Origin of the sequence: Pseudolactococcus piscium, from assembly GCF_002441695.1 — a bacterium.
In the GTDB taxonomy this organism is placed as follows: domain Bacteria; phylum Bacillota; class Bacilli; order Lactobacillales; family Streptococcaceae; genus Pseudolactococcus; species Pseudolactococcus piscium.
On the sequence record NZ_JXJW01000020.1, the window covers coordinates 19,864 to 40,983 of the forward strand.

Sequence of the window (21,120 nt, forward strand, 5' to 3'; positions counted from 1 at the left end):
CCATTATGCAAGTATTGCTAGCTTACTTTAACTCAAATGAAGCAATTACTTTCCCATTATGCTTGTCATCATTTTCAGTCAGCTGAATCTTATAGGTAGCGTTTGACTTATCCAAGGCGCTTAAGTCAAACCAAGTGTTATACCCATCTTCTCCAAATCCAAGTGCATTCGGTACTAACTTCACATCATTTCGATAGATAACAACATCTGGCGACGTACCTGGTGTTAAACTTGGTCCCTTAAACTTGATTGATGTTTGTAGTGCATCACTTACTGCGCTAACCTCACTAACATTGACCGTTTTACTTATTTTGGGTTTTCTTGTCGTTAATATAGGCTGATAGTTAATCTTAAACTGCCAGTCCCCTTCATATTTTACATCTGATGGCCCTAAAGTAAAACCAGTACTCCCTTCTGCTTCTGCTTTTTCTATGATTGGTCTTGCTCTCTCGCGATCTATCCAATCTAAACTATAGATATGCAGGGTTAATTTCGCATGCTTAGGGATTGTTTGTGACACAAAAGTTGCATCTACTGACCCATAATAAATCCCATCCTTTATGTAGTATGTATCCCTACTGAAAACACCGCCAAACAAATTTTTAGGATTACCATCTACAAATAAGCCTAGCATCACTGAACCTGGTCTTGCTTTATTTTCCCCTGTTTTTTCTAGTATTGTTTTTAGCGTCGGATCATCAATCTTAAACTGATAATCAAAGGCCATTTTTTTCTTTGTTGAAACAAATTTTGTGACGGTTATCTCCCGACCATTTTGGACACTACTTAAGTTCAGTTTAGTTGGGATACCCTGCTCCTCAACTACTTTAACTGCTGCATCTTGATTGATCCCAAGTGCTGTCTCTATAACGGCAATAACAGGTGTCTGGGTTAATAAAATACTTAAGCCTAATATCGCGGCTAATCCGATAATGATACCCATTTTTTTGCTAATGCTACGATTTGAATGAGGGGCTGCTTCTTGTGCTATTCCCGCAAACTGGCTGCGGTTTAGGGTCAATTCTGTCAAGACTTCTTCAGGTATAGATACTTGAGAGCTGAATAACCCTTCTATTTTTTTATCCATATTTTTTATCCTCCAGTAGTTCTTTCAACATTTTTCTCCCGCGTGCCAGTCTCGTTTTTACGGTATTAATTGGTTTTCTTTCCTGTTCAGAAATCTGCTTGATGCTAAAGCCAGCATAATAATATAAAACCAATATTATCCTGTAAACATCTGGTAATTTAGCTAACATATCTTGCATCGTATCACTCGCTGTCATATCTTGCTGTTGGCTGACTAGATGATAGTCCTTTAACTCAACATAGGTCTGTTTTTTGATCAACATACTTTTAGCAATATTAGTCATAATTCTAAATAGCCAAGAATTAAATGCGGCTTCATTCTTTAAACTACGTATATTTTGCCAAGCTTTTAATTCTGCTTCTTGGAGACAATCACTTACATCTGCATGATTTAACAGTAGTTTATAGGCCGCATTATAGATGACTTGCTGATAGTCCTCACAAAGTGTAATAAAGGCTTGGTCATCTCCTTTCTTAGCTTTTTTGACCAGTTGAATCTGTCTGCTTTTTTCCATATCATCCCTTTTCTTTTTTTGTTCACTTATTAGACACACTCATTGCTCAAAAGGTTTCATTAGTTGTCATTTTTTTACTTTATTTTCAACTTCTTACACGGACGGCTAGTAACTACAGAACCTAGAGACAATAAAAAAAGGATAATTTTTATCCTCATCCTTACAGGGTCGTTGTATGTTCATAAAACGGGTATATGTTTACTAACGTGTACAATCGTCCCCTTTTCAATCTGACTGCTAATGTGAATATCAAAGGAAAGTTTTTTCAAGATATCCTGAGTCAAATACAAGCCTAGTCCTGTTGATTTCTGATGTTTTCTACCATTAAAGCCTGTAAAGCCATGTTCGAAAATTCTAGGTAGATCTTCTGCTAGGATGCCGATTCCTGTATCAGAAATATCGATCGAGTGGTCTAGTGTAATCGCAACACTACCTGTTTTAGTATACTTTACAGCGTTATTAATCAGCTGTTCTAAGGCAACAGATAGCCATTTCTTATCACTCGTTATCTGCCAAGAACCGATGACAGAGACGGATAAATCTTTCAAAATAAATTGATTGGCATATTTTTTGATGATGACATGCACCAAATCTGCTACATCAAACGCCTCAAAACGAAAATCAGTCGCTGTATGCTGCAGGCGTAAATAACTTAATAAAATCGTGATATAATTATCCAACTCAACTACTTGGTTTTCCACGTCGAGATTGGTTAGCCTATCTGTTTGCACCATTAAATCAAGCGCAGAAAGGGGAACCTTCATTTGATGTGTCCATAATTTTGTCAAATCAAGTAAGTCTTTATCAAAGTCGGCTAATACTTGATATTTTTTTTGACTGCTATCATTTAGCTCAAAAATTAGTGCCTGATAGTCCTCTCCAATCCTACTTGAATCTGGAAAGTCAGGTAAGGTTGTCACATCAACTGCTGTCAAAAACTGATGCAAGCGCATAAATTTGATATAAGCTAGCACTTGAAAAACTAGAAAGATCAGAAAAGGGGTAGAGAAGGCAACCCAAAATAAGGCTAGATTGATCCCCTCTAGAACCAAAATTAAGGCAATCAATCCTTCTGTTACAAAAAATGTCGTTAATTCACCTGTTTTTTCCTGGATAAACCTGCCTAAAAGATGACCATGTGCTTTCATTTCACAACATACCCCACACCTCTAACCGTATGGATCGCTTGAAAATTTAGCCCTAATAATTTTTTTCGAAGTCGACTCATATTGACATTTAAGGTATTGGCATCGATGTAAGCATCACTTTCCCAGAGTTGCTTTAAAATAGTTTGTTTATCAACGACGATACCCACTTTTTCAAATAGACTTTTCAGAATGACTGTCTCAGTTCTTGTCAAGGTGATTATCGTTTGACCATCTGAAAAATGTCCTGTTAAGTCAAGTGTATAACGACCAAATACCAAATTACTCACTTGCACTTTAGTTCTCCTCAAAAGGGCATTCATTTTAGCAATGAGTACATCGACTGAAAAAGGCTTACTGACAAAATCATCAGCCCCCATATTCATAGCCATGACCGCGTTCATTTCATCTGTTGCGCTTGATATAAAGATAATCGGTACTTGGCTTACTTTTCGAATTTCTGTCGTCCAATAAAACCCGTTAAAATAGGGTAGCGTAATATCCATCAAAACCAAATCTGGTTGATGGTCATTAATTTCAGATATAACGGCACGAAAATTATCTGTCGTCTGCACTCTGAATTCTGTTGCTAACCGATCATGCAACAACTTGACGATCGTGGTGTCATCTTCTACGATAAAAATTTTATCTTTCATAGCTCTATTTTAGCAAAAAATTAGCCCAAAACGGTGAATAAACAGTAAAGACAAGGGGTTAAGATGATTGCCAACAAAAAACACCTTGTCGGTGTTTTAGGTAAGCCGTTATCTTTCCACAATATGATAATAAATTTTAGACGTTTTTCGATAGATCAGGTAATAAATGACTGATATGATTGCGATCGTGATCAGACTAACAGTCGCAATACTTGATGTATTAGATACACCAAAGAGTTTGATTAACTTTTCAATCATCAAAAAGGCGGCTGAAAAGTGAATGATACTCACAACAATTGGCATGAAGAAGACAATCAGCACCTGTGAATCGATCGCTCTTTTTACCTCTTTTTTAGTCAAGCCAATTTCTTGTAAGATACGGTAACTTCTTTTATCCTCTGCACCTTCGGATAGTTGCTTATAATAGATAATTAAAGCTGCACCTAAGATAAATGTTATCCCAAGCATAAAACCAATAAATAGAAAACCACCCGTCAAGCTATTCATCATTTGCCTAATTTCGGTTTCAGTTGAGATTCTTATCGTCTCACTATCTTTGGCTTGTATGGCCACCTGGTTTTTCTCGGATAGATCAAACAGGGTATCTGTATTAATCGTAATGGTCTGACTTGTCGTGCTACCATCCTTAGACTTGATCACGTTACTTTTATTGAATAAATCAGTTAGTTTAAGCAGTTCTTGATCATCTTTTACGACCATGATATAAGCGTTGGCTACAGTATAGGGATTAGTCACATGCTTTAACTTACCGGATACTTTGATGACAGAAAGCTGTTGTCCGTACCAATCCATTGTTTTAATATCCCGACTACCTTGGACGTTATACATCAATACTTGATCATTGTTAACCTCTGGTAAGCTGTTACCCAGTGCGATCATATCCTTGCGTGTAACGAATAATAAGGCGGCATAATCTTTAGTGACTGAGTTCTCTGTTGTAATTTTAACGTGCTTGGCCTGATCAGGTTTAAAGTCAGTAGATGTGGTAAAACTGGAATAAGTCGATCTTGTTTTCTTGTCAAGCTGGTTATCATTAATAAATCTATCCAATTTACTTTTATTTTCAGTGATATCATTACCAAATACTTTCACAACAGTATTCTTAGGAAAGAGATCCGTAATAACATCTTGTACACCGACATAAAGCGCGACAGATGTCGCAATGGTAACAAAGGTCATCGTGACTAAAATCGTAATATTGGCAAGGCCGACAGCATTTGTTTTCATGCGATACAACATGCTACTGGTTGTAATAAAATGCTCAGGTTTATAGTAATAGGCTTTATTAGCCTTTTGTCGTTTCAGTACAAAGATTGTCACCCCCATATAAAGGCAATAAGTGCCGATGATCACAAGAAAGGCTGCAATAAAAAATGACATCAAGGCGACTAAAGGATTCTTGATCGTAATCGCCATATAATAGGCAGTGCCTAGACATACGATACTGAGAATTGAGACAATCATGCGGCCACGTGGTTCTCGTTCACTTCGACTATTATCTTTTAAGAGACTGATTGCTGAATGTTTTCTGATTGTAGTAAATGCAAACATCATAAGCAAGCAGAAAATGATAAAGAAAGTCAGCATGGAAAGTCCAATTGCGACTACAGAAATGCCTAAGTTAAAATAGCTTGCACCAATAATTTTGGTGAAGATTAAAAATAAAAATTGGGATAAAATTAAACCAACAATCGTCCCAGTGATGACTGTTAAAAAGAAGGCAATGACAAGTTCCCAAAAGGAAATGGTTGAAATCTGTCTTTTATTTAAGCCTAAAATATTATATAAGCCAAACTCTCTTGTCCGTTGTTTCAGTAAAAATCGATAACTATAGCTAACGATGATAATCGAAAAGAAAACAACGATGACGAGCCCAGCTATCATCATGAACTTAGCATATTCAGCACCAGTCAGTTTATCTAGTCCAGGAGAAAAGGCGATATTTGCGATGATAAAGGTCATGGCAAACATGACGGTTGTCGCTAGTAAGAAGGGGGCAAAATTTGCTAATGACTTTTTGAAGTTACGAGCAGCAAGTTTGATATAAAACATCATTCTCCTCCTAATATAGCCGTCATGGTGGACATGATATCAAGATTAAAGTCTCTGGGTGTTTTTGAACCACGATATAACTGATGGAAGATTTTACCGTCTTTTATAAATAAGACGCGACTGGCATGGCTGGCAGCTAAACTAGAATGCGTTACCATGAGCACAGTTTGACCATCAGCATTTATCTGCTCAAACAAGTCTAATAGGACATCTGAGTTTTTTGAGTCTAGCGCCGCTGTTGGTTCATCAGCTAAAATGAGCTTAGGATTGGTGATTAAAGCGCGTGCAATCGCAACCCGTTGTTTTTGCCCACCAGAGAGTTCAAATGGTTGCTTATCTAGTAGATCTAGAATACTAAGTTTCGGTGCCAAGACTGCAAGACGCGCAGCCATTTCTTTATAGGGGTGCCTTGCTAGCACCAAAGGTAGAAAAATATTATCACGTACACTGAGTGTATCCAGCAGGTTGAAGTCCTGGAAGACAAAGCCTAGATGATCTCGTCTAAATTCTGCCAGTCCTGCTTCTTTAATCGTACTGATCTGCCTTCCTTCAAGCACGACATCCCCATTACTCGGTTTTTCTAGGGTGGCTAAAATATTAAGTAAGGTCGTTTTACCACTTCCACTCTCTCCCATAATGGCGATGAACTCTCCCTGCTCAGCTGTAAAACTAACATCTGATAAGGCATGTGTCTTTTCTTTTGAAAAACGTGTTTGAAATACTTTTTCTAAATGATTAACTTGTAAAAACATGATGACTCTCCTTTTAATTTGACAATGATAGCTAGTAGACCTATTTAATTAACAGCGGGTGTCTAGGCCACTTATACTTTATTATTATCTCACAGCCAATACGCTTTATGCTTACAATCAACCAGTATTTGCTTACAGCATTGTAAGGTCTATGACTTAACCCGATATGTCATAAATGAATTGTGTTATAATCAATTTATGAAGCTTAACTTACAAATACCGGATGAGTTATATGACAAAATAGACAAAACAAGCCAATTTGAGGCTGTTTTTGAATCAAATAGTTTAGTCATTAAACCACCAAATGCAACCAATCTGTCTCAAAATATCTCCCTAAGATGGACCTTGGTACCAGCACTTATCAGTGCCATCATTGCCTTTATTATTTTTCAAACAAATCAGGTTCGGCTTGTGTCACTCGTATCAGATGGCTTTTCAGTTAGTGAAGTTGCGGCCTTTTTAGGTGTCATATCCGGTCTGATCAGTTTTATGATTTCAATGCTTGTCAGACCACATATAACAGAATTGTCCACGGGACGTATGACGAGGATTAGGAATTTCTTTACCTTAACCATCGCGCACACGATCCTACTATACGCCTTTTATTCACTCTTTTTTTATGTCATTGATTTCGCCTTTATTGGTGCAAAATTTGATCCATTTACAGCAAGTTGGTTGATTTTAATTTTTGTGGCCATCGGTAATTTCAGTATGATCTATGCTGCATTGACTATCACCTTTGCTCGGATCACGACGATTTTTTCCCTAACAACTATCGGTGGGCTCTTTTTATCCATGATCACCAATGCCAATCCTAACTGGTGGCAGATCAATTTTAGTTTTCTTGGGACCCAAAATGCTGGTAACAAGTGGCAGTTTAATCTCACGCTTGTTTTCTCATCTCTATTAATGTTAACATTAACCGATTATATTTTTGGTGACATCATTGATAAAAATAAGCTGGCTCGTGACCGCTATATCAAATTAACGATTTTGCGTGTGCTATTTAGTCTTATCTGCACGTCTTTAGCCTTAATTGGGACATTTGAAAACGTGGCTGGTTCATGGCTTCATACAGCTCATAATTTCGCAGCAAAATCGATGGTTGCACTCATGCTTGTTATCATTCTCTTACAAAAATGGTTAGTGCCTAAAATCTCAAAAGAGTTTCTGATCCTATCCTATGCCTTCGCAGGATTTATGATTGCCCTTATCGTTTTATTTATGGGTGTACATTATATCTCACTCACTGCCTTTGAGATTCTGGGCTATGGTTTTGGCTTTACGTGGCTTGTTCTCTGTTTACAAAATCTAAAAATCGCTTTTTCAACCACGCCAACCTATCAACTGAACTTAACACCTGATAATAAATTAATCGTATCTGAAAAAAAACTAACGGAATAGACAACATCCGTTAGTTTTTTTGCGTCATTACATCTTGTAAACCTTGTATTTACCAAGCTGTTTGACCGTAATACCAAGTTTTTCAAGGGCGTTAATCAAGTATATATAGTCACCAGAATAGACCGCATCAACTAAGAAAAAATATTCACCTAAGAAGGTTTTAAGCGGACGAGATTCTATCTTTGATAAGTTAATCCCAAAATCTGAAAATACTTTTAAGGCCTTATATAGGGCACCTGGTTGATTATCTGTTAAGGTTAGTGCTAGGGTAATTTTTTGGTCAGAAACGGGCAACTTAATTTGTGGTCTTGTCTTACCTAATATCCAGAATCGCGTATAATTCTCATCAATTTCTTGTATATCATGCGCAATGATGGTTAAGTCGTATTCAAGGCTACTGGCCACAGGTGCGATAGCAGCAAAGGGTTTATCAGGATGTCCAGCGACAAACTGTGCGGCATAGGCCGTACTATCTGTACTCTCGATTTTAGCTTCTGGAAAATGCGTTTGTAGGTATTTAAGCGATTGGGCAATGGCTTGTGGATGAGAAAATATTTTATCGATCCGCTTGGTGCTATCTGTCGCCATCAACTGTTGTTTGATGGGTTGTACAATCTCGGCCTGTGCCCTGATATTATCAGCTTGTAAGTAGAGATAATCAACCGTTTGGTGGACACTACCTTCGATCGAATTTTCAACTGGGACAATGGCAAAATCAACTAAACCAGTCTCATAATTTTTGATAACCTCAGTAATGGTCTCAAAGGGGATCAAGGTATGATGGCTTTCAGGAAATGCTGCATAGGCTGCTGCATAGGTAAAAGATGCTTTCGGACCGAGATAACCAATCTTCATAATTGAATTTCCTTTACAATAGCTTCTGGGCACTTATCAGTCACAAGCACAGTCTTTGTCGCAACCATTTCATATAATGCTTCTCGACTCTCGTAGATGACCTCTAGGGCTTCTTTTGTATGCTCTAAAAATAAGGGTCTGACGTTTTCTTTATCTGCCATAATGCGTGCATATAGATCAGAAAAATTTGACTTAAGGTAGATGACCTGACTTGTTGACTCACTCAGGATTCGCCTATTTTCTTTAGCAGAAACAATTCCGCCTCCAGTCGAGACAACCTTACCAGACAATGCCAATGTTTTTAAGAGCTTTGATTCAACCTGACGAAAGGCAGGCTCACCATACTTCTCAAAATACGCTGAAATAGGCATCCCTATGTTAGCAACGATGACTGCATCCATATCAATAAAGTCAGTTGCCAATAAGTTCGCAACTGTTGACTTGCCCGATCCCATAAACCCGATTAAAAAAATTGTCATTCGTCTAGTTATATCCTGTCTAAGGCATCGAACGCGCTACTACTCATCTTAAGCGCAACACATTTAGTCCTTATTTTTTCTTTTTCTTACCTTTTTTGAGTTTTTTCTGAGCACGTTTCATGGCAGCATTCATGGCCATCTTACCAACTTTACCTTTAAGACCACCACCAAACATGGCACTCATGTCAGGCATACCAGCGCCACCCATATCGCCAAGTGCGCTCATATCAGGCATACCAGCTGGCATATTTGGCATTTTACCGCCGCCCATACCACCTAGCATGGCACTCATATCACCATTCATGATACCACTCATCATTTTCTTAGATTCATTAAACTGTTTGATCAGTTTATTGACTTCAATAAAGGTATTGCCTGATCCTGCTGCAATCCGTCTGCGCCGAGACGGTGATAATATCTCAGGATTTTCCCGTTCTGCTGGTGTCATTGATAAGACCATGGCACGTTTTCGTGCGATGTCTTTTTCATCAACTTTAATGTTTGCAGCACCTGGAATCTCAGACATCCCCGGAATCATCTTCATGATTTCATCCAAAGGCCCCATCGATTGGACTTGATCTAATTGCTCAATAAAGTCATTAAAATCAAAGCTATTTTCACGCATTTTTTCAGCCATTTTAGCTGATTGTGCTTCATCAAACTGCCCTTGTGCTTTTTCGATCAAGGTCAGCATGTCACCCATGCCAAGAATACGTGAACTCATACGATCCGGATAGAAGACTTCCAAATCAGTTAGCTTCTCACCAGTCCCGACAAACTTAATCGGCTTACCAGTAATCTCACGAATAGAAAGTGCAGCCCCACCACGTGTATCCCCATCAAGTTTGGTAATGATGACACCTGAGATATCAAGCGTTTCATTGAACTTTTTAGCAACATCAGCGGCGACTTGACCAGTCATGGCATCCACAACTAATAGAATTTCAGTTGGTTGAGCTACTGCTTTGATTTGAATCAACTCATCCATGAGTTTTTCATCAATTTCAAGACGACCTGCCGTATCGATCAAGACATAATCATGACGTTTCTCAGCAGCTAAGGCTAAGCCATGACGGACGATCTCAACAGGGTTAACATCTGTTCCTTCATCATAGACAGGGACATCTACTTGTTTTCCGACTGTTTTTAACTGCTCGATAGCTGCTGGTCGATAAACATCGGCCGCAATCATCAAAGGCCGTGCATTTTCAGTGTCTTTGAGGCGTTTAGCTAGTTTTCCAGCAAAGGTTGTTTTACCAGCCCCTTGAAGACCTGCCATCATGATGATGGTCGGGATTTTAGGAGATTTACCTAATGTAACTTCCCCACCACCTAAAATCGCTGTCAATTCTTCATCGACGATTTTAATCACTTGTTGGGCAGGTTGTAAGGCTTCGGATACTTCAACACCGATGGCACGCTCACGGATGTTTCTGATGAATTTTTTGACAACAGGTAAAGCAACATCGGCTTCTAATAAAGCGACGCGGATTTCTTTAGTGATTTCTAAAACATCATTTTCGGTAATTTTTTTCTTGCCACGGAAATTCTTAAAGACACCTTGCAAGCGTTGGGTTAAATTTTCAAATGCCATAATTGTCGTATGAGCAAGTAACCTAAATGACTCGTTACTTAAAACTCATATCCTCCTTTTAATATTTCTATTCGTTTTCTAAGCTTTGTAGTAGGTCAATTTGTTGCGTCAGATAGGTATCTGCTTCATATTTCGTCAAGAGTTCTGAAAAAATCTGATCTCGAACAATATAATCAGAATACATGTGCAGCTTTATTTCATACGTTTCTAGTACTTTTTCTGTCCGCTTAATATTATCATAAACAGCTTGTCGTGTGACGTTATATTCTTCTGCTATCTCTGCAAGAGAAAAGTCATCAGCGTAGTAGAGTTCGATATAATTCATCTGCTTTTCTGTCAGCAAAGTCGCATAAAACTCAAATAGGGCATTCATGCGATTTGTTTTTTCAATTTCCATTCTTATATTATATCATACAACCCCGGTCTATGCTCTCCTTATCTACGCTATCGACTTCTTTTATAAGGGCTCAACCAAACATCATCGGTTGAGAAAAATGACTGTTTTGTGCATATAAAAAAAGGATAGATCGTAACAGCTACGACCTATCCGTTTTTATGTTAATGACAATGTGCTTTATTTATCTATACTTAGTCATCCACACTGCCACTTACTGCTTTGGCTACCACAGTTGCGACACCATCTTGGAAGGCATCTGGAATGATATTCGTCGTGCTGAGCTCACTCTCTGGAATTAAACTTGCGATTCCTTTAGCCGCAGCAATCTGCATCTCGATGGTAATTTTTCTAGCTCTAGCATCGAGTGCCCCTCTAAAGATACCTGGAAAGGCTAAGACATTATTAATTTGATTAGGGAAGTCACTTCTACCTGTCCCAACAATATATGCGCCACCTTCAAGTGCTTCATCAGGCATGATTTCTGGAATTGGATTGGCCATGGCAAAAATAACGGGTTTGTCTGCCATTGCTTTAATCCATTCTTTTTTGAGGGCACCTGGTGCAGAAACACCAACAAACACATCTGCACCTACAAGCGCTGTTTCAAGCGTGCCTGACAGATGCTCACGATTTGTTACTTTGGCAATATCAAGGTGATGTGGCGCCAATTCTGCCCCATCCTCCTCATTAATGATACCAAAGCGATCGACAACTGTGATATGTTTAGCACCTGCTGCTAAGAATTTACGTGTGATAGACAGCCCTGCTGATCCACCCCCATTGACAACGATTTTAACGTCAGCCAAGGTTTTGTTGATTAATTTTAAGCTGTTAAATAAGGCAGACAAGACGACAATCGCTGTCCCATGTTGGTCATCATGAAAGACTGGGATATCACATGCTTCAATCAACCGTTGTTCAATTTCAAAGCAACGTGGCGCACTGATGTCTTCTAGATTAATCCCACCAAAAGTTGGGGCAATGGCTTTAACGATGGCAATGATTTCTTCTGTATCTTGTGTATCTAAAACGATTGGGACAGCATCAACATCAGCGAAGCGTTTGAATAAGGCAGCTTTTCCTTCCATAACTGGCATCGCTGCTTCTGGTCCAATATTCCCCAGACCTAACACAGCTGAGCCATCACTGACAACCGCTACCGTATTTTTTTTCGTCGTTAATTGATAAGCCAAGGCCTTATCTTCTGCAACTGCTAAAGAAACAGCTGCTACACCTGGTGTATAGGCGATACTTAAATCTCTTTTGTTGTCAATTGTTACTTTAGAAATAACTGATAGTTTACCACCGTTATCTCTTGCTTGTTGCAAGGCTAATTCTTTTACATCTTCTGACATGTTCATGTCCTCCTCTATCCTTTAAAAATAAGTCTAAAAATACCTGTCATCACAATGACCGTAATTGCACCACCTAAGCGTGTTGCGACTTGTGCAAACGGCATTAAATTCATACGATTTGCAGTACTTAAAATGGCAACATCTCCTGTACCTCCCATACCACTTTGACAGGCTGAAATAATGGCAGCTTCGATTGGATACATGTTCATAAATCTTGATACCACGAAGCCTGTCGCAATAACTGTAAACACAACACTGATGACGACTAAGAAATATTGAATGCTTAAGGTCCCAACAACATCTTTTAAAGGAATGTAGAGTAAGCCTAAGCCTGCCATGACTGGGAACGTAAAGTTACCAGAGATAAACAGGTAGAGTTGTTTAGAGCCTTGTTGTGTTTCTAGTGGCACAACATTCAAGTATTTCAGTATTGCTGCTAACACGATCATTAATACTGGACCTGGAAAGCCTGTAAAGTGCTGTAATAACCCACCAGCTATGAATAAGGTACAGGCAGTCAGGACACCAGCGCCCATTTTTTTCAAGTCTAGTTCTCCAGAGCCTTCTTTTAAGGCATCTTTCATATCATCAGTCTGACCGACTTTCACTAATTGGCCATTACCTGATAGATCTGGTCGTTTTTCTCCCCAACTTGATAGTAAAGCGGTACACATGATGGCAAAGAAGTTACCGATGATTGTTGCTGGAATTAATTGGGCAACTAATTGCTCACTTCCGAGTCCTGTAATTGCACTGTAACCTAAGGATAGTGGTAAAATACCTTCACCGATACCACCAGCCAAGACAGGTGTCACGATATAGAAGAGTGTATGTTGCCACTCTAATCCTAATAGAACGCCGACAAGAGTACCGACGCCCATGGCGAAGGTCATCCCCAATAACATTGGAATAATCATGCGAAACAAGCCCTGAACCAAAATTTTACGATTCATCCCAAGGATACTACCACATACCAAGCAGGCGATGTAGAAATACAGAAAGTTTGCATCCTTCATTAAGATATGTGCTGAACCCATAATATTTTTGTTAATCAGATTAAAAAATACTAGAATTGATGGGACCAGTAAAGATAAAATTGCAGGACCACCAAAGTTTTTTAAAAATGGAATGTTGGCACCAATCGTGCCAAGTAACCATCCCATCACCAAAATGACGGCAAATCCACCTAGCATATTCACTGGTAACTGTTGTAGTAAACCAGTAATCACGATTACAGTGGATAGGGCGATATAGACAGGCAATGGCACTGACCCAACTTTGATCGTCATCCAGTGGTTGGCCATATCTTTTAATGGCGGCCCCTTTTCCAATTTTGTTTTTCCCTCTTGTTGCATCTCTTTTTTCCTCCTTGTTTGTTTCTATCCTCAGTATAAAGTAAGCGTTTTCTTTTTCCTAGTTTATTTAAGTTTTTTAAGTAATTCAACTTATTTAAAAGAAATCGGTTCTTGCAAATGTGCTATAATGAAAGAAAAGTTAGAATAAGTGAGGAAGAGAATATGAAAAAAGGGTTACGTCTTTGGAGTTTATTAACCATCGCCTTTATTTCAACTCTTTTTCTGATTACCTCCCTTTTTTATGGCCTAATGGTTTATCAAACAGCTCAGTCTGTTAGAAAAACTGAGTCGAAACTCTTACTCTCAATTGGTAAACAACTGTCAATAGATCCATTGGTTAAACAGGTCCTAACCACGCATACTAATGAAAAGGCATTGGAAGCTTATGCCACAGATATCTACCATATCTATGACTTAGATTTTGTCGTCATCATGGATATGCAGGCAAAACGTCTGACACATCCCGATGCTAGCCTAATCGGTAAACCCTTTCAAGGTAACGATGAAAAAGAAGCCTTAAAAGGACAGACCTATGTCTCATTTAGTAAAGGAAGTCTAGGTCAATCCTTAAGAGGATTTGTCCCTATCTATGGTGATAATAAACAACAGATTGGTGTCGTCGCTCTAGGTGTCAAAGTACAAACTTTAGGCATGCTAATTAATAAATTTAGACAAGGCTATACCATCGTTCTCTTTACTAGTATTGCGATTGGCTTTATTGCCGCTTTGGGCATCGCCTACTACCTCAAACGGCAGCTGCTCAACTTAGAGCCTAAAGAAATTTCTCAACTGCTTGAAGAAAGAAATGCCATGCTGAGCCATACCAATGATGCCATCATTGTCGTGAATTCAGATAAAGTCATTCAGTTAAGTAATATCGCAGCAAATGAGCTATATGAGAAAACAAGTGGACCAGGTCATACGCTTACTGGACTGCAACTTGAAGCCCTGATTGTTGAACTTGATGCTGTGTCACTAGATAGCAAGCGAGAACAGCTCTATCGGCAAAACGGCCAAGAATATTTGTTTTCAAGTGCACCGATTATCATCCAGCAAAAGCCGATTGGTTGGATTATCTTTTTACGTAATGCCACTGAATCTTTGTTTGTGATGGACCAGTTAGCCAATACAACAGCCTATGCGAGTGCCTTACAAGCACAATCTCATGAGTTTATGAACAAGTTACACGTGATTTACGGCTTAGTTGATTTAAAAGCCTATGATGAGCTGAGCATCTATTTACATGATATTTTATCACCTGAAAAGGAATTTTCTCACCGCCTTTCCTTCCTCGTTCGCAATCCTCAGATTGCAGGGTTTCTAATCGGAGAGCGGCAAAAATTTTCTGAACGAAAAGTTACCCTACTATTTGATATATCACCAGAAATACCGGAGACGAGTGACGATGATGAAACACTTGCTATCATGAATTGCTACCGCTATATTCACCATCTACTACTCAAAATAGCCTTACCAGAAGAGCTACAAATCCTAATTCAATATGCCAATGATACCTTAACTACGACCTATACGTTAGGGTTAGACACACAACAGCAGGCCATTTTAAAAACTGGCTGTGAGCATCCATTTTTTCAACAATTACGAAAAGAAGCTAAGGCAACTTTTACTATCGACAGCAACAATCAGACTGTGGTGCTCCAACTAGGTGCACCTTATCATGAGGTAAGCTAATGCATGTATTAATCGTGGAAGACGATCCAATGGTGGAATTCATCCATCGTAACTATTTAGAGAAAAGTAACAAATTTTCTGTCATTTATTCTGCAAATTCACTTCAGGCAGCACAAGAAATTCTAGACAGTAAATCTGTTGACTTGCTGCTATTAGATATTCATTTAAAAGATGGCAATGGCCTAGACCTACTCAGCCATATTCGCAAACTGACACAGTCTCTTGAAGTCATCGTCATTACTGCTGCAAGCGAGGCAAAAACGGTTGAAAAAGGCCTACATTTTGGTGTAGTTGATTATTTGATTAAACCCTTTACAAATGAACGCTTTCAAGAGAGTCTGTCCCTCTTCTTTCAGCGCAAACAAACCTTAGCCCAAACAAGTCTGATGCAAGCAGCTATTGACCAACTCGTCAAGGGGGACAGTAAAAGCTCAAAAATGCAACCAGCTAAAACAGAAAGCCTTGATAAAGGCCTAGTGATAGATACTTTAAGCAGGATAAAAGAGACAATCAATCGTCTACCTCAACCCTTTACCATTCAAGAGCTAGCTGAAAAAAGTGGGTTTTCACATGTGTCAGTTAGAAAGTACATCGTCTACTTAGAGGAACAGCATGCCTTAACCAGTCAGGTCATTTACACAAAGATTGGGCGTCCCTATAAAATCTACACGGCCTTAATTCAGCCAGGCGAGCACAGGACATAAGTCACGTGTTCTAAATACTTTATCCTGATAGCATCTCAAGACTATTTAGCAAGTATCAGCCTTATTAGTCAAGAGATGAAAGATAAATTATAAGCAAAAATTAGAAAGTTAATAAATAGCTAAAAAAACCGTAGGGAATTGAGAAATTCAGCGGTTTTTTTTGTTATAATTTAGGTATGAAAACAATTATGATTGCTGATGATGACAGTGCCATATTAGCACTGCTATCTTATACATTCGAGTCTGATGGGTTTAAAGTCTCACTCGTTGAAGATGGGGTGCAGGCACTAGCACTTGCCTCAAAACAGACATTTGACATTATTTTACTAGATATGATGATGCCTGGTTTGTCTGGTCTTGCTGTGACGGAGTCTTTAAGACAACACGCAAATTATACACCGATTATTATCTTGACTGCACGTGAAGATGATGACCTCAAGATAACAGGCATTAACTCGGGTGTTGATGATTATCTGGATAAAACAACGCCACAAAGAGAAATTATTGCACGAGCTAATGCCTTAATTCGGCGCAATCAAATCTATCAAAAAACAGGTAGAGCAGAAAAACAGATTGAGTCTTACCAGTTTAAAACATTGACGATCGACTTGAAAACGAAAACAGCTAGCTTGTTTAACGAAAAAATCGCCTTGTCTAAACGAGAATTTAATCTACTTGTCTTTCTTGTTCAGCATCAAGATATTATCGTCAGTCGAGAAGCCATCTTGACTGAATTTTGGGGTGAAACACAAGAGTACGAAACGCGTGTAGTTGATGTCACGATTAGTAACCTGAGAAAAAAACTTGACAACAGATTTATCAAAACAAAAAGAGGATTTGGGTATCAGTTCATTGAAGACGAAACAACTTAAACGTAAATTTAAGATATCAAAACTCCTGATTTTTTCAGGTGTCTATATCTTAACAACTGCCGTGGTCATTATTTTTCTTAACCAACACACCACTGCGATCGATACAGATAATTTGATGGTGCGTGCCTATGCCGTCTCAGATATTCTAAAGAAAAACCCTGATACAAAATTTGATGAGTCAGTCATTGTGCTACCAACCAATACTGATTCAAAAGCAGTTGACAATATCAAGAATGGCGCAAAATTTACGCGGACATTAACCAAAACAAACCTAACAATTACGGTGCCTAATTATCAAGAAGCCGTCCTCAAAAATTATGTGCAAATCACGCGGCAACGGTCTTCTGATAATGCGGTGAATACCATCATCATTATTTTTGCGGCATCGATCTATCTCATCTGGATTTTCCAGCTCTATACAAGTGCTAAGAAACTACATCAGTTTGAAACAGATACCATTGCCAAAATTAAAAATATTCGTCGTAGTCCGCTCACACAAAGTTACTTGATATCTGAAAACGATGATAAAGTAACGACCGCATTGAATCACCTAGGTGAGACCATCCAGCATCAGGCCGAGAGCTCTACACCTGCTAAAAAAAACCTATATGAATTTATTGAGCTCTTTGAGTTTCCTATTTTTATTTATGACATAAAAGGCACCATTCGAAGGAGTAATGCTAGTTTTAAAAATGAATTTGCAGACACCAAAAACTTAGATATTTTTAGTCCCTATAGTGATGTCCTACAATTTCTAGTGAATAAAATGCTAAAACCTGGGCAACAGGAACGCACCTTCTATTTTGAGCATATCAATGCCTACTATACGGTTAACGTCCGACCAATCCAAGCACTTGATCATCGCCTCATGGTCACCATGATTGATGTGACGACTTATAAAGCGACAACACTTGCGCATAACGACTTTATTGCTAATGTTTCTCATGATCTGAAAACGCCTTTAGCTGCTATTGCTGGCTTTGCTGATATTTTAGCCAATGACCAAGAAAAATTAGCACCAGATGCTGCTAAAAAATTCGCCAAGCACATCGTTAAAGAGACAAGACGCCTATCTAAATTAGTTGCTGATACACTTGAGATGACACGTCAGCCCAAACATCTTAAAAAAATCAAGCTTGATTTAGCTGGTCAAATCGATGATGTGCTGACTAACTTTGAGTTGCCAATTAGCGAAAAAAGACTGCTGGTCACGCGACAATATGAGCCTAAGCTCTATTTTAAATCTAATGAAAAGCACCTCTATGCGATCTTAAAAAATCTGATAGAGAATGCCATCAATTATACACCTGATGGTGGTAAAATATTTATTTCTGCCAGTAAACAGTCGGATATGTTACTCTTCTCTATCTCAGATAATGGTCCTGGGTTAACTGCAATCGAGGAATCCAGAATTTTCGAGCGGTTTTATCGTGCGGACCATACCCGAGACTCTGAAGGGACGGGCTTAGGCCTCGCGATTGTTAAGAAGAACTTAGCTGAACTTGGTGGTCATATTGATGTTGTCAGTGTCCTCGGTAAGGGAACGACTTTCACGGTCACTTTTTAATCGCAACAAGAAAAGCACCTAGACGCTCTAGATGCTTTTTTCTTATCGATACGATGACTATTTTTTGATAAATGTGAATAAACCAACTGCTAAGAGCCCACCAACAATAGGTGCAACAACTGGTACCCAGCTATAAGCCCAGTCAGAATCCCCTTTATTTTTCATTGGAAGGATAAAGTGTGCGATCCTAGGACCTAAATCTCGTGCAGGATTGATTGCATAGCCTGTTGCCCCACCAAGTGATAGACCAATCGCTAAAATTAAGCCACCAACTGCGAAAACGTTTGTCCCATCAGCAAATTTATTAGCACCAAAAGCGAGTAAACCTACGACAAGGACCATCGTCCCAATAACTTCTGAGATGAAATTTGCTGGATAGTTACGAATGGCAGGTCCGGTAGAAAAGGTACCAAGAATTGCCCCTTTGTCAGTTGTTTCATTCCAATGGGGTAGATATGCTAACCAAACAAGGACTGCACCAACAATACCACCTAATACTTGTGCAACGATGAAAGGTAAGACTAAACTCGCTTTGAGGCTACCATTTACAGCCATGGCGATCGTTACTGCTGGATTGAGATGGGCAGGGCCATTAATCCCTGCGACATAAACGGCAATCGTTACAGCGAGTGCCCAACCAAAGGCAATCACGATCCACCCTGAGTTTTGTGCTTTACTTTTATTTAGATTGACTGCGGCACAGACCCCATCCCCTAATAAAATAAGGATGGCTGTACCAATGAATTCACTAAAAATTTGTGTCATATCTGCTGACATTAGTTTGCCCCCGCTTTCAATTCTTTCAAGTCTGACGTATTAATCACACGATTCAACTCAACTAGGTACTCAGCTTTTTCATCTTCTGTCCAGGCGTAATAGTCAGCCATTGCAGCTAATACAGGATGCTTAATCGCATCCAAACGATCACGTTGGAAGAGAATATGATTGGTCCGTCTCATGAGGTAATCACTTGGTGTGAGTGTCATTTCAGCAACCATAGCATAACGCAACATAGCTGATTCAGCGACGCTTAACTGATCATACGCTGGAAACTCTTTAGCAAATGAAAAGATTGTCAGTGCATTCGTTCCATAGAAATCTGCTATATAGTGTGCATCTTCACTGGATAAACCAGCTGCAATACCGACTGCTGCGTTTTCAGCAACAGTTTCTTCCACTTTGCTAGGATCAAAATCACCACCAGATACAGCATACTCTTTTGAGTTGATATCCGTATAGGTTTGGCTAAAGTCATCAGACAGAATTTTCTTGATTAGCTCAATTGCGCCCTCAGCCATTTTACGATAATCTGTAATTTTGCCACCTGACAAACTGATCAAATCATCTGCTTCACGTTCTAATGAACTGCCACGAGAAATTTGTGAAGGAGACAGCTCTTTTTCGCCACGTGAATTTTCTAAATGATTTAAAACATCTTCTACATCAGTCCGACTGGCTTGATTTTGTTTAAAGGCACCAATAATATTCAGAACCTTATCAAAGCTATGGTCTGACAAACTACCATTGTCTCCACCATTGTAGTCAGAGCCAGCATTGCCCATTAATAATGGGCGCAAGCCAGCCCATGAACTTTCAATGTCATGGATTGTCAGATTGGCATCGGGATAGCGTTTATTAATGACATCCAGTAGATAGTCAACATCATCCTGGGTAACCTTAGGATCTGTATAATTCCCATCATAATCAGTATCTGTTGTCCCAAAGTAGGTTTTGTTTTCCCTTGGAATGGCAAAGACCATCCGGCCATCATGTTTTTGTGTATCAAAATAAGTGGGTTGTGGTACTGGTAATTTTTTAGCATCTACTACCAAATGAACCCCTTTAGTTGGTCTCATTTGAGGAATCACAGCACGGGTAAAGTTCAAATTACGAATTTTATCTACCCAAGGTCCGCTGGTATTGATAACCACTTTCGCATAGATTTCAAGCGTTTTACCAGTGAGTAAGTCACGTGCTTTCACACCGACAATTTTATTATCTTTGTATAAGAAGCCAGTCGCCTTGACTTTACTTGCCAAATAAGCGCCATCTGCTGCTGCTTGCTTAATATTCTCAATGACCAAACGTGCATCATTATTTCGGAAGTCGAGATAAACACCCGCGCCTTGCAGGCCTTCTTTTTTGATGTAAGGTTCGCGCTCTAGTACTTCTTTGGCATTCAGCGTATAATTTTCATATTTTGTGCCCTTAACACCTGCTAATTGATCATAGAGGTCCATGGCAATTTTAACTGAAAACATATCGAAGGTTGTAGGGCCCTCATCATCATAAATTGGTAGCAACATCGGATCAGGCTTTGGAATATGTGGTGCGATTTGTTGGACGATTGCTCGTTCTTTTACTGTATCTGACACGACTTCTACGTCAAATGTTTTCAAATAGCGAATCCCACCATGAACTAACTTAGTTGAGCGTGAAGATGTCCCTTCTGAAAAGTCTTGCATCTCTATCAAACCCGTTTTAATACCTGATGCTGCTGCTTGTAAGGCAACACCTGCCCCAGTAATACCGCCACCGATAATCAGTAAATCGAGGGTGTCTTTCGCCATCTTGTCTAGATTATCTTGACGTGTTGATTTTGAAAATTCTATCATCTTA

General features: G+C 39.1%; 19 protein-coding genes. 5 read left to right on the forward strand and 14 right to left on the reverse strand.

All coding sequences use genetic code 11. The annotated features are described in order from the left end of the window. Positions 1 to 22: 22 nt before the first annotated feature. The 6 genes from RU86_RS09720 to RU86_RS09745 all read right to left on the reverse strand — a co-directional run bounded on the left by RU86_RS09720 (position 23) and on the right by RU86_RS09745 (position 6,227). Complete coding sequence (locus tag RU86_RS09720; RefSeq protein WP_096815128.1) at positions 23 to 1,087, reverse strand: hypothetical protein; 1,065 nt, start codon at positions 1,085 to 1,087, stop codon at positions 23 to 25. Next, complete coding sequence (locus tag RU86_RS09725) at positions 1,080 to 1,601, reverse strand: RNA polymerase sigma factor (protein WP_096815129.1); 522 nt, start codon at positions 1,599 to 1,601, stop codon at positions 1,080 to 1,082. Before RU86_RS09725 ends, RU86_RS09720 begins: the two co-directional genes overlap by 8 nt. Before the next feature lie 179 nt (positions 1,602 to 1,780). Further along, entirely contained in the window at positions 1,781 to 2,749 is a 969-nt protein-coding gene (locus RU86_RS09730) for a sensor histidine kinase (RefSeq protein WP_096815130.1), read from the reverse strand. Then, on the reverse strand, positions 2,746 to 3,402 hold the full coding sequence (locus RU86_RS09735) for a response regulator transcription factor (RefSeq protein WP_096815131.1): 657 nt from the start codon (positions 3,400 to 3,402) through the stop codon (positions 2,746 to 2,748). Before RU86_RS09735 ends, RU86_RS09730 begins: the two co-directional genes overlap by 4 nt. Before the next feature lie 108 nt (positions 3,403 to 3,510). Further along, positions 3,511 to 5,475 carry an ABC transporter permease gene (locus RU86_RS09740; RefSeq protein WP_179296268.1) on the reverse strand — a complete coding sequence of 655 codons (1,965 nt, stop codon included), beginning with the start codon at positions 5,473 to 5,475 and terminating at the stop codon, positions 3,511 to 3,513. After that, complete coding sequence (locus RU86_RS09745; RefSeq protein ID WP_096815133.1) at positions 5,475 to 6,227, reverse strand: ABC transporter ATP-binding protein; 753 nt, start codon at positions 6,225 to 6,227, stop codon at positions 5,475 to 5,477. The genes RU86_RS09740 and RU86_RS09745 overlap by 1 nt, the downstream gene beginning before the upstream one ends. 198 nt (positions 6,228 to 6,425) lie before the next feature. Here RU86_RS09745 and RU86_RS09750 point away from each other — a divergent pair, with 198 nt between their 5' ends. Then, positions 6,426 to 7,631 (forward strand): ABC transporter, encoded by a 1,206-nt coding sequence (locus RU86_RS09750; RefSeq protein WP_096815134.1) that lies wholly within the window; start codon positions 6,426 to 6,428, stop codon positions 7,629 to 7,631. A gap of 27 nt (positions 7,632 to 7,658) precedes the next feature. Here RU86_RS09750 and pheA read toward each other — a convergent pair whose 3' ends face one another. The 6 genes from pheA to RU86_RS09780 form a co-directional block, all read right to left on the reverse strand. Then, positions 7,659 to 8,486 carry a prephenate dehydratase gene (pheA, locus tag RU86_RS09755; protein WP_096815135.1) on the reverse strand — a complete coding sequence of 276 codons (828 nt, stop codon included), beginning with the start codon at positions 8,484 to 8,486 and terminating at the stop codon, positions 7,659 to 7,661. Then, positions 8,483 to 8,965, reverse strand: coding sequence for a shikimate kinase (locus RU86_RS09760; protein WP_096815136.1), 483 nt, complete (start codon positions 8,963 to 8,965; stop codon positions 8,483 to 8,485). Before RU86_RS09760 ends, pheA begins: the two co-directional genes overlap by 4 nt. Before the next feature lie 70 nt (positions 8,966 to 9,035). Next, complete coding sequence (gene ffh, locus RU86_RS09765) at positions 9,036 to 10,559, reverse strand: signal recognition particle protein (protein WP_096815137.1); 1,524 nt, start codon at positions 10,557 to 10,559, stop codon at positions 9,036 to 9,038. 67 nt (positions 10,560 to 10,626) lie between these two features. Next, the gene (locus RU86_RS09770; RefSeq protein WP_096815138.1) at positions 10,627 to 10,956 is read right to left on the reverse strand and encodes a putative DNA-binding protein; all 330 of its coding nucleotides are present in this window, start codon (positions 10,954 to 10,956) and stop codon (positions 10,627 to 10,629) included. Between the two features lie 191 nt (positions 10,957 to 11,147). Beyond that, positions 11,148 to 12,311 (reverse strand): NAD(P)-dependent malic enzyme, encoded by a 1,164-nt coding sequence (locus RU86_RS09775; protein ID WP_047915515.1) that lies wholly within the window; start codon positions 12,309 to 12,311, stop codon positions 11,148 to 11,150. A 14-nt stretch (positions 12,312 to 12,325) separates the two neighbouring features. Next, the gene (locus RU86_RS09780) at positions 12,326 to 13,615 is read right to left on the reverse strand and encodes a 2-hydroxycarboxylate transporter family protein (RefSeq protein ID WP_096815156.1); all 1,290 of its coding nucleotides are present in this window, start codon (positions 13,613 to 13,615) and stop codon (positions 12,326 to 12,328) included. A 213-nt stretch (positions 13,616 to 13,828) separates the two neighbouring features. On the opposite strand from RU86_RS09780, the gene RU86_RS09785 reads away from it, so the two are divergent. The 4 genes from RU86_RS09785 (at position 13,829) to RU86_RS09800 (ending at position 18,501) form a co-directional block, all read left to right on the forward strand. After that, positions 13,829 to 15,358, forward strand: a complete 1,530-nt coding sequence (locus tag RU86_RS09785) for a Spo0B domain-containing protein (protein ID WP_096815139.1) — start codon at positions 13,829 to 13,831, stop codon at positions 15,356 to 15,358. Further along, the gene (locus RU86_RS09790) at positions 15,358 to 16,062 is read left to right on the forward strand and encodes a response regulator (RefSeq protein WP_096815140.1); all 705 of its coding nucleotides are present in this window, start codon (positions 15,358 to 15,360) and stop codon (positions 16,060 to 16,062) included. The genes RU86_RS09785 and RU86_RS09790 overlap by 1 nt, the downstream gene beginning before the upstream one ends. Positions 16,063 to 16,238: 176 nt before the next feature. Continuing rightward, positions 16,239 to 16,934 (forward strand): response regulator transcription factor, encoded by a 696-nt coding sequence (locus tag RU86_RS09795; protein WP_179296270.1) that lies wholly within the window; start codon positions 16,239 to 16,241, stop codon positions 16,932 to 16,934. Next, positions 16,867 to 18,501, forward strand: coding sequence for a sensor histidine kinase (locus tag RU86_RS09800; protein ID WP_143468112.1), 1,635 nt, complete (start codon positions 16,867 to 16,869; stop codon positions 18,499 to 18,501). Before RU86_RS09795 ends, RU86_RS09800 begins: the two co-directional genes overlap by 68 nt. A gap of 57 nt (positions 18,502 to 18,558) precedes the next feature. Here RU86_RS09800 and RU86_RS09805 read toward each other — a convergent pair whose 3' ends face one another. Together RU86_RS09805 and glpO are read right to left on the reverse strand one after the other, a co-directional pair. Next, on the reverse strand, positions 18,559 to 19,278 hold the full coding sequence (locus RU86_RS09805; RefSeq protein ID WP_096815143.1) for an MIP/aquaporin family protein: 720 nt from the start codon (positions 19,276 to 19,278) through the stop codon (positions 18,559 to 18,561). Further along, positions 19,278 to 21,116, reverse strand: coding sequence for a type 1 glycerol-3-phosphate oxidase (glpO, locus tag RU86_RS09810; RefSeq protein WP_096815144.1), 1,839 nt, complete (start codon positions 21,114 to 21,116; stop codon positions 19,278 to 19,280). The genes RU86_RS09805 and glpO overlap by 1 nt, the downstream gene beginning before the upstream one ends. Between the last annotated feature and the right edge of the window lie 4 nt (positions 21,117 to 21,120).

Excerpts from the sequence above, each read along its gene's own strand:
- RU86_RS09775 (WP_047915515.1), bottom strand. The coding sequence starts at position 12,311 with ATGTCAGAAGATGTAAAAGAATTAGCCTTGCAACAAGCAAGAGATAAC.
- RU86_RS09720 (WP_096815128.1), bottom strand. The coding sequence starts at position 1,087 with ATGGATAAAAAAATAGAAGGGTTATTCAGCTCTCAAGTATCTATACCT.
- RU86_RS09780 (WP_096815156.1), bottom strand. The coding sequence starts at position 13,615 with ATGGCCAACCACTGGATGACGATCAAAGTTGGGTCAGTGCCATTGCCT.
- RU86_RS09770 (WP_096815138.1), bottom strand. The coding sequence starts at position 10,956 with ATGGAAATTGAAAAAACAAATCGCATGAATGCCCTATTTGAGTTTTAT.
- RU86_RS09735 (WP_096815131.1), bottom strand. The coding sequence starts at position 3,402 with ATGAAAGATAAAATTTTTATCGTAGAAGATGACACCACGATCGTCAAG.
- RU86_RS09785 (WP_096815139.1), top strand. The coding sequence starts at position 13,829 with ATGAAAAAAGGGTTACGTCTTTGGAGTTTATTAACCATCGCCTTTATT.
- RU86_RS09725 (WP_096815129.1), bottom strand. The coding sequence starts at position 1,601 with ATGGAAAAAAGCAGACAGATTCAACTGGTCAAAAAAGCTAAGAAAGGA.
- ffh (WP_096815137.1), bottom strand. The coding sequence starts at position 10,559 with ATGGCATTTGAAAATTTAACCCAACGCTTGCAAGGTGTCTTTAAGAAT.
- pheA (WP_096815135.1), bottom strand. The coding sequence starts at position 8,486 with ATGAAGATTGGTTATCTCGGTCCGAAAGCATCTTTTACCTATGCAGCA.
- RU86_RS09750 (WP_096815134.1), top strand. The coding sequence starts at position 6,426 with ATGAAGCTTAACTTACAAATACCGGATGAGTTATATGACAAAATAGAC.
- RU86_RS09740 (WP_179296268.1), bottom strand. The coding sequence starts at position 5,475 with ATGTTTTATATCAAACTTGCTGCTCGTAACTTCAAAAAGTCATTAGCA.
- RU86_RS09745 (WP_096815133.1), bottom strand. The coding sequence starts at position 6,227 with ATGTTTTTACAAGTTAATCATTTAGAAAAAGTATTTCAAACACGTTTT.
- RU86_RS09760 (WP_096815136.1), bottom strand. The coding sequence starts at position 8,965 with ATGACAATTTTTTTAATCGGGTTTATGGGATCGGGCAAGTCAACAGTT.
- RU86_RS09790 (WP_096815140.1), top strand. The coding sequence starts at position 15,358 with ATGCATGTATTAATCGTGGAAGACGATCCAATGGTGGAATTCATCCAT.
- RU86_RS09795 (WP_179296270.1), top strand. The coding sequence starts at position 16,239 with ATGAAAACAATTATGATTGCTGATGATGACAGTGCCATATTAGCACTG.
- RU86_RS09730 (WP_096815130.1), bottom strand. The coding sequence starts at position 2,749 with ATGAAAGCACATGGTCATCTTTTAGGCAGGTTTATCCAGGAAAAAACA.
- glpO (WP_096815144.1), bottom strand. The coding sequence starts at position 21,116 with ATGATAGAATTTTCAAAATCAACACGTCAAGATAATCTAGACAAGATG.
- RU86_RS09805 (WP_096815143.1), bottom strand. The coding sequence starts at position 19,278 with ATGTCAGCAGATATGACACAAATTTTTAGTGAATTCATTGGTACAGCC.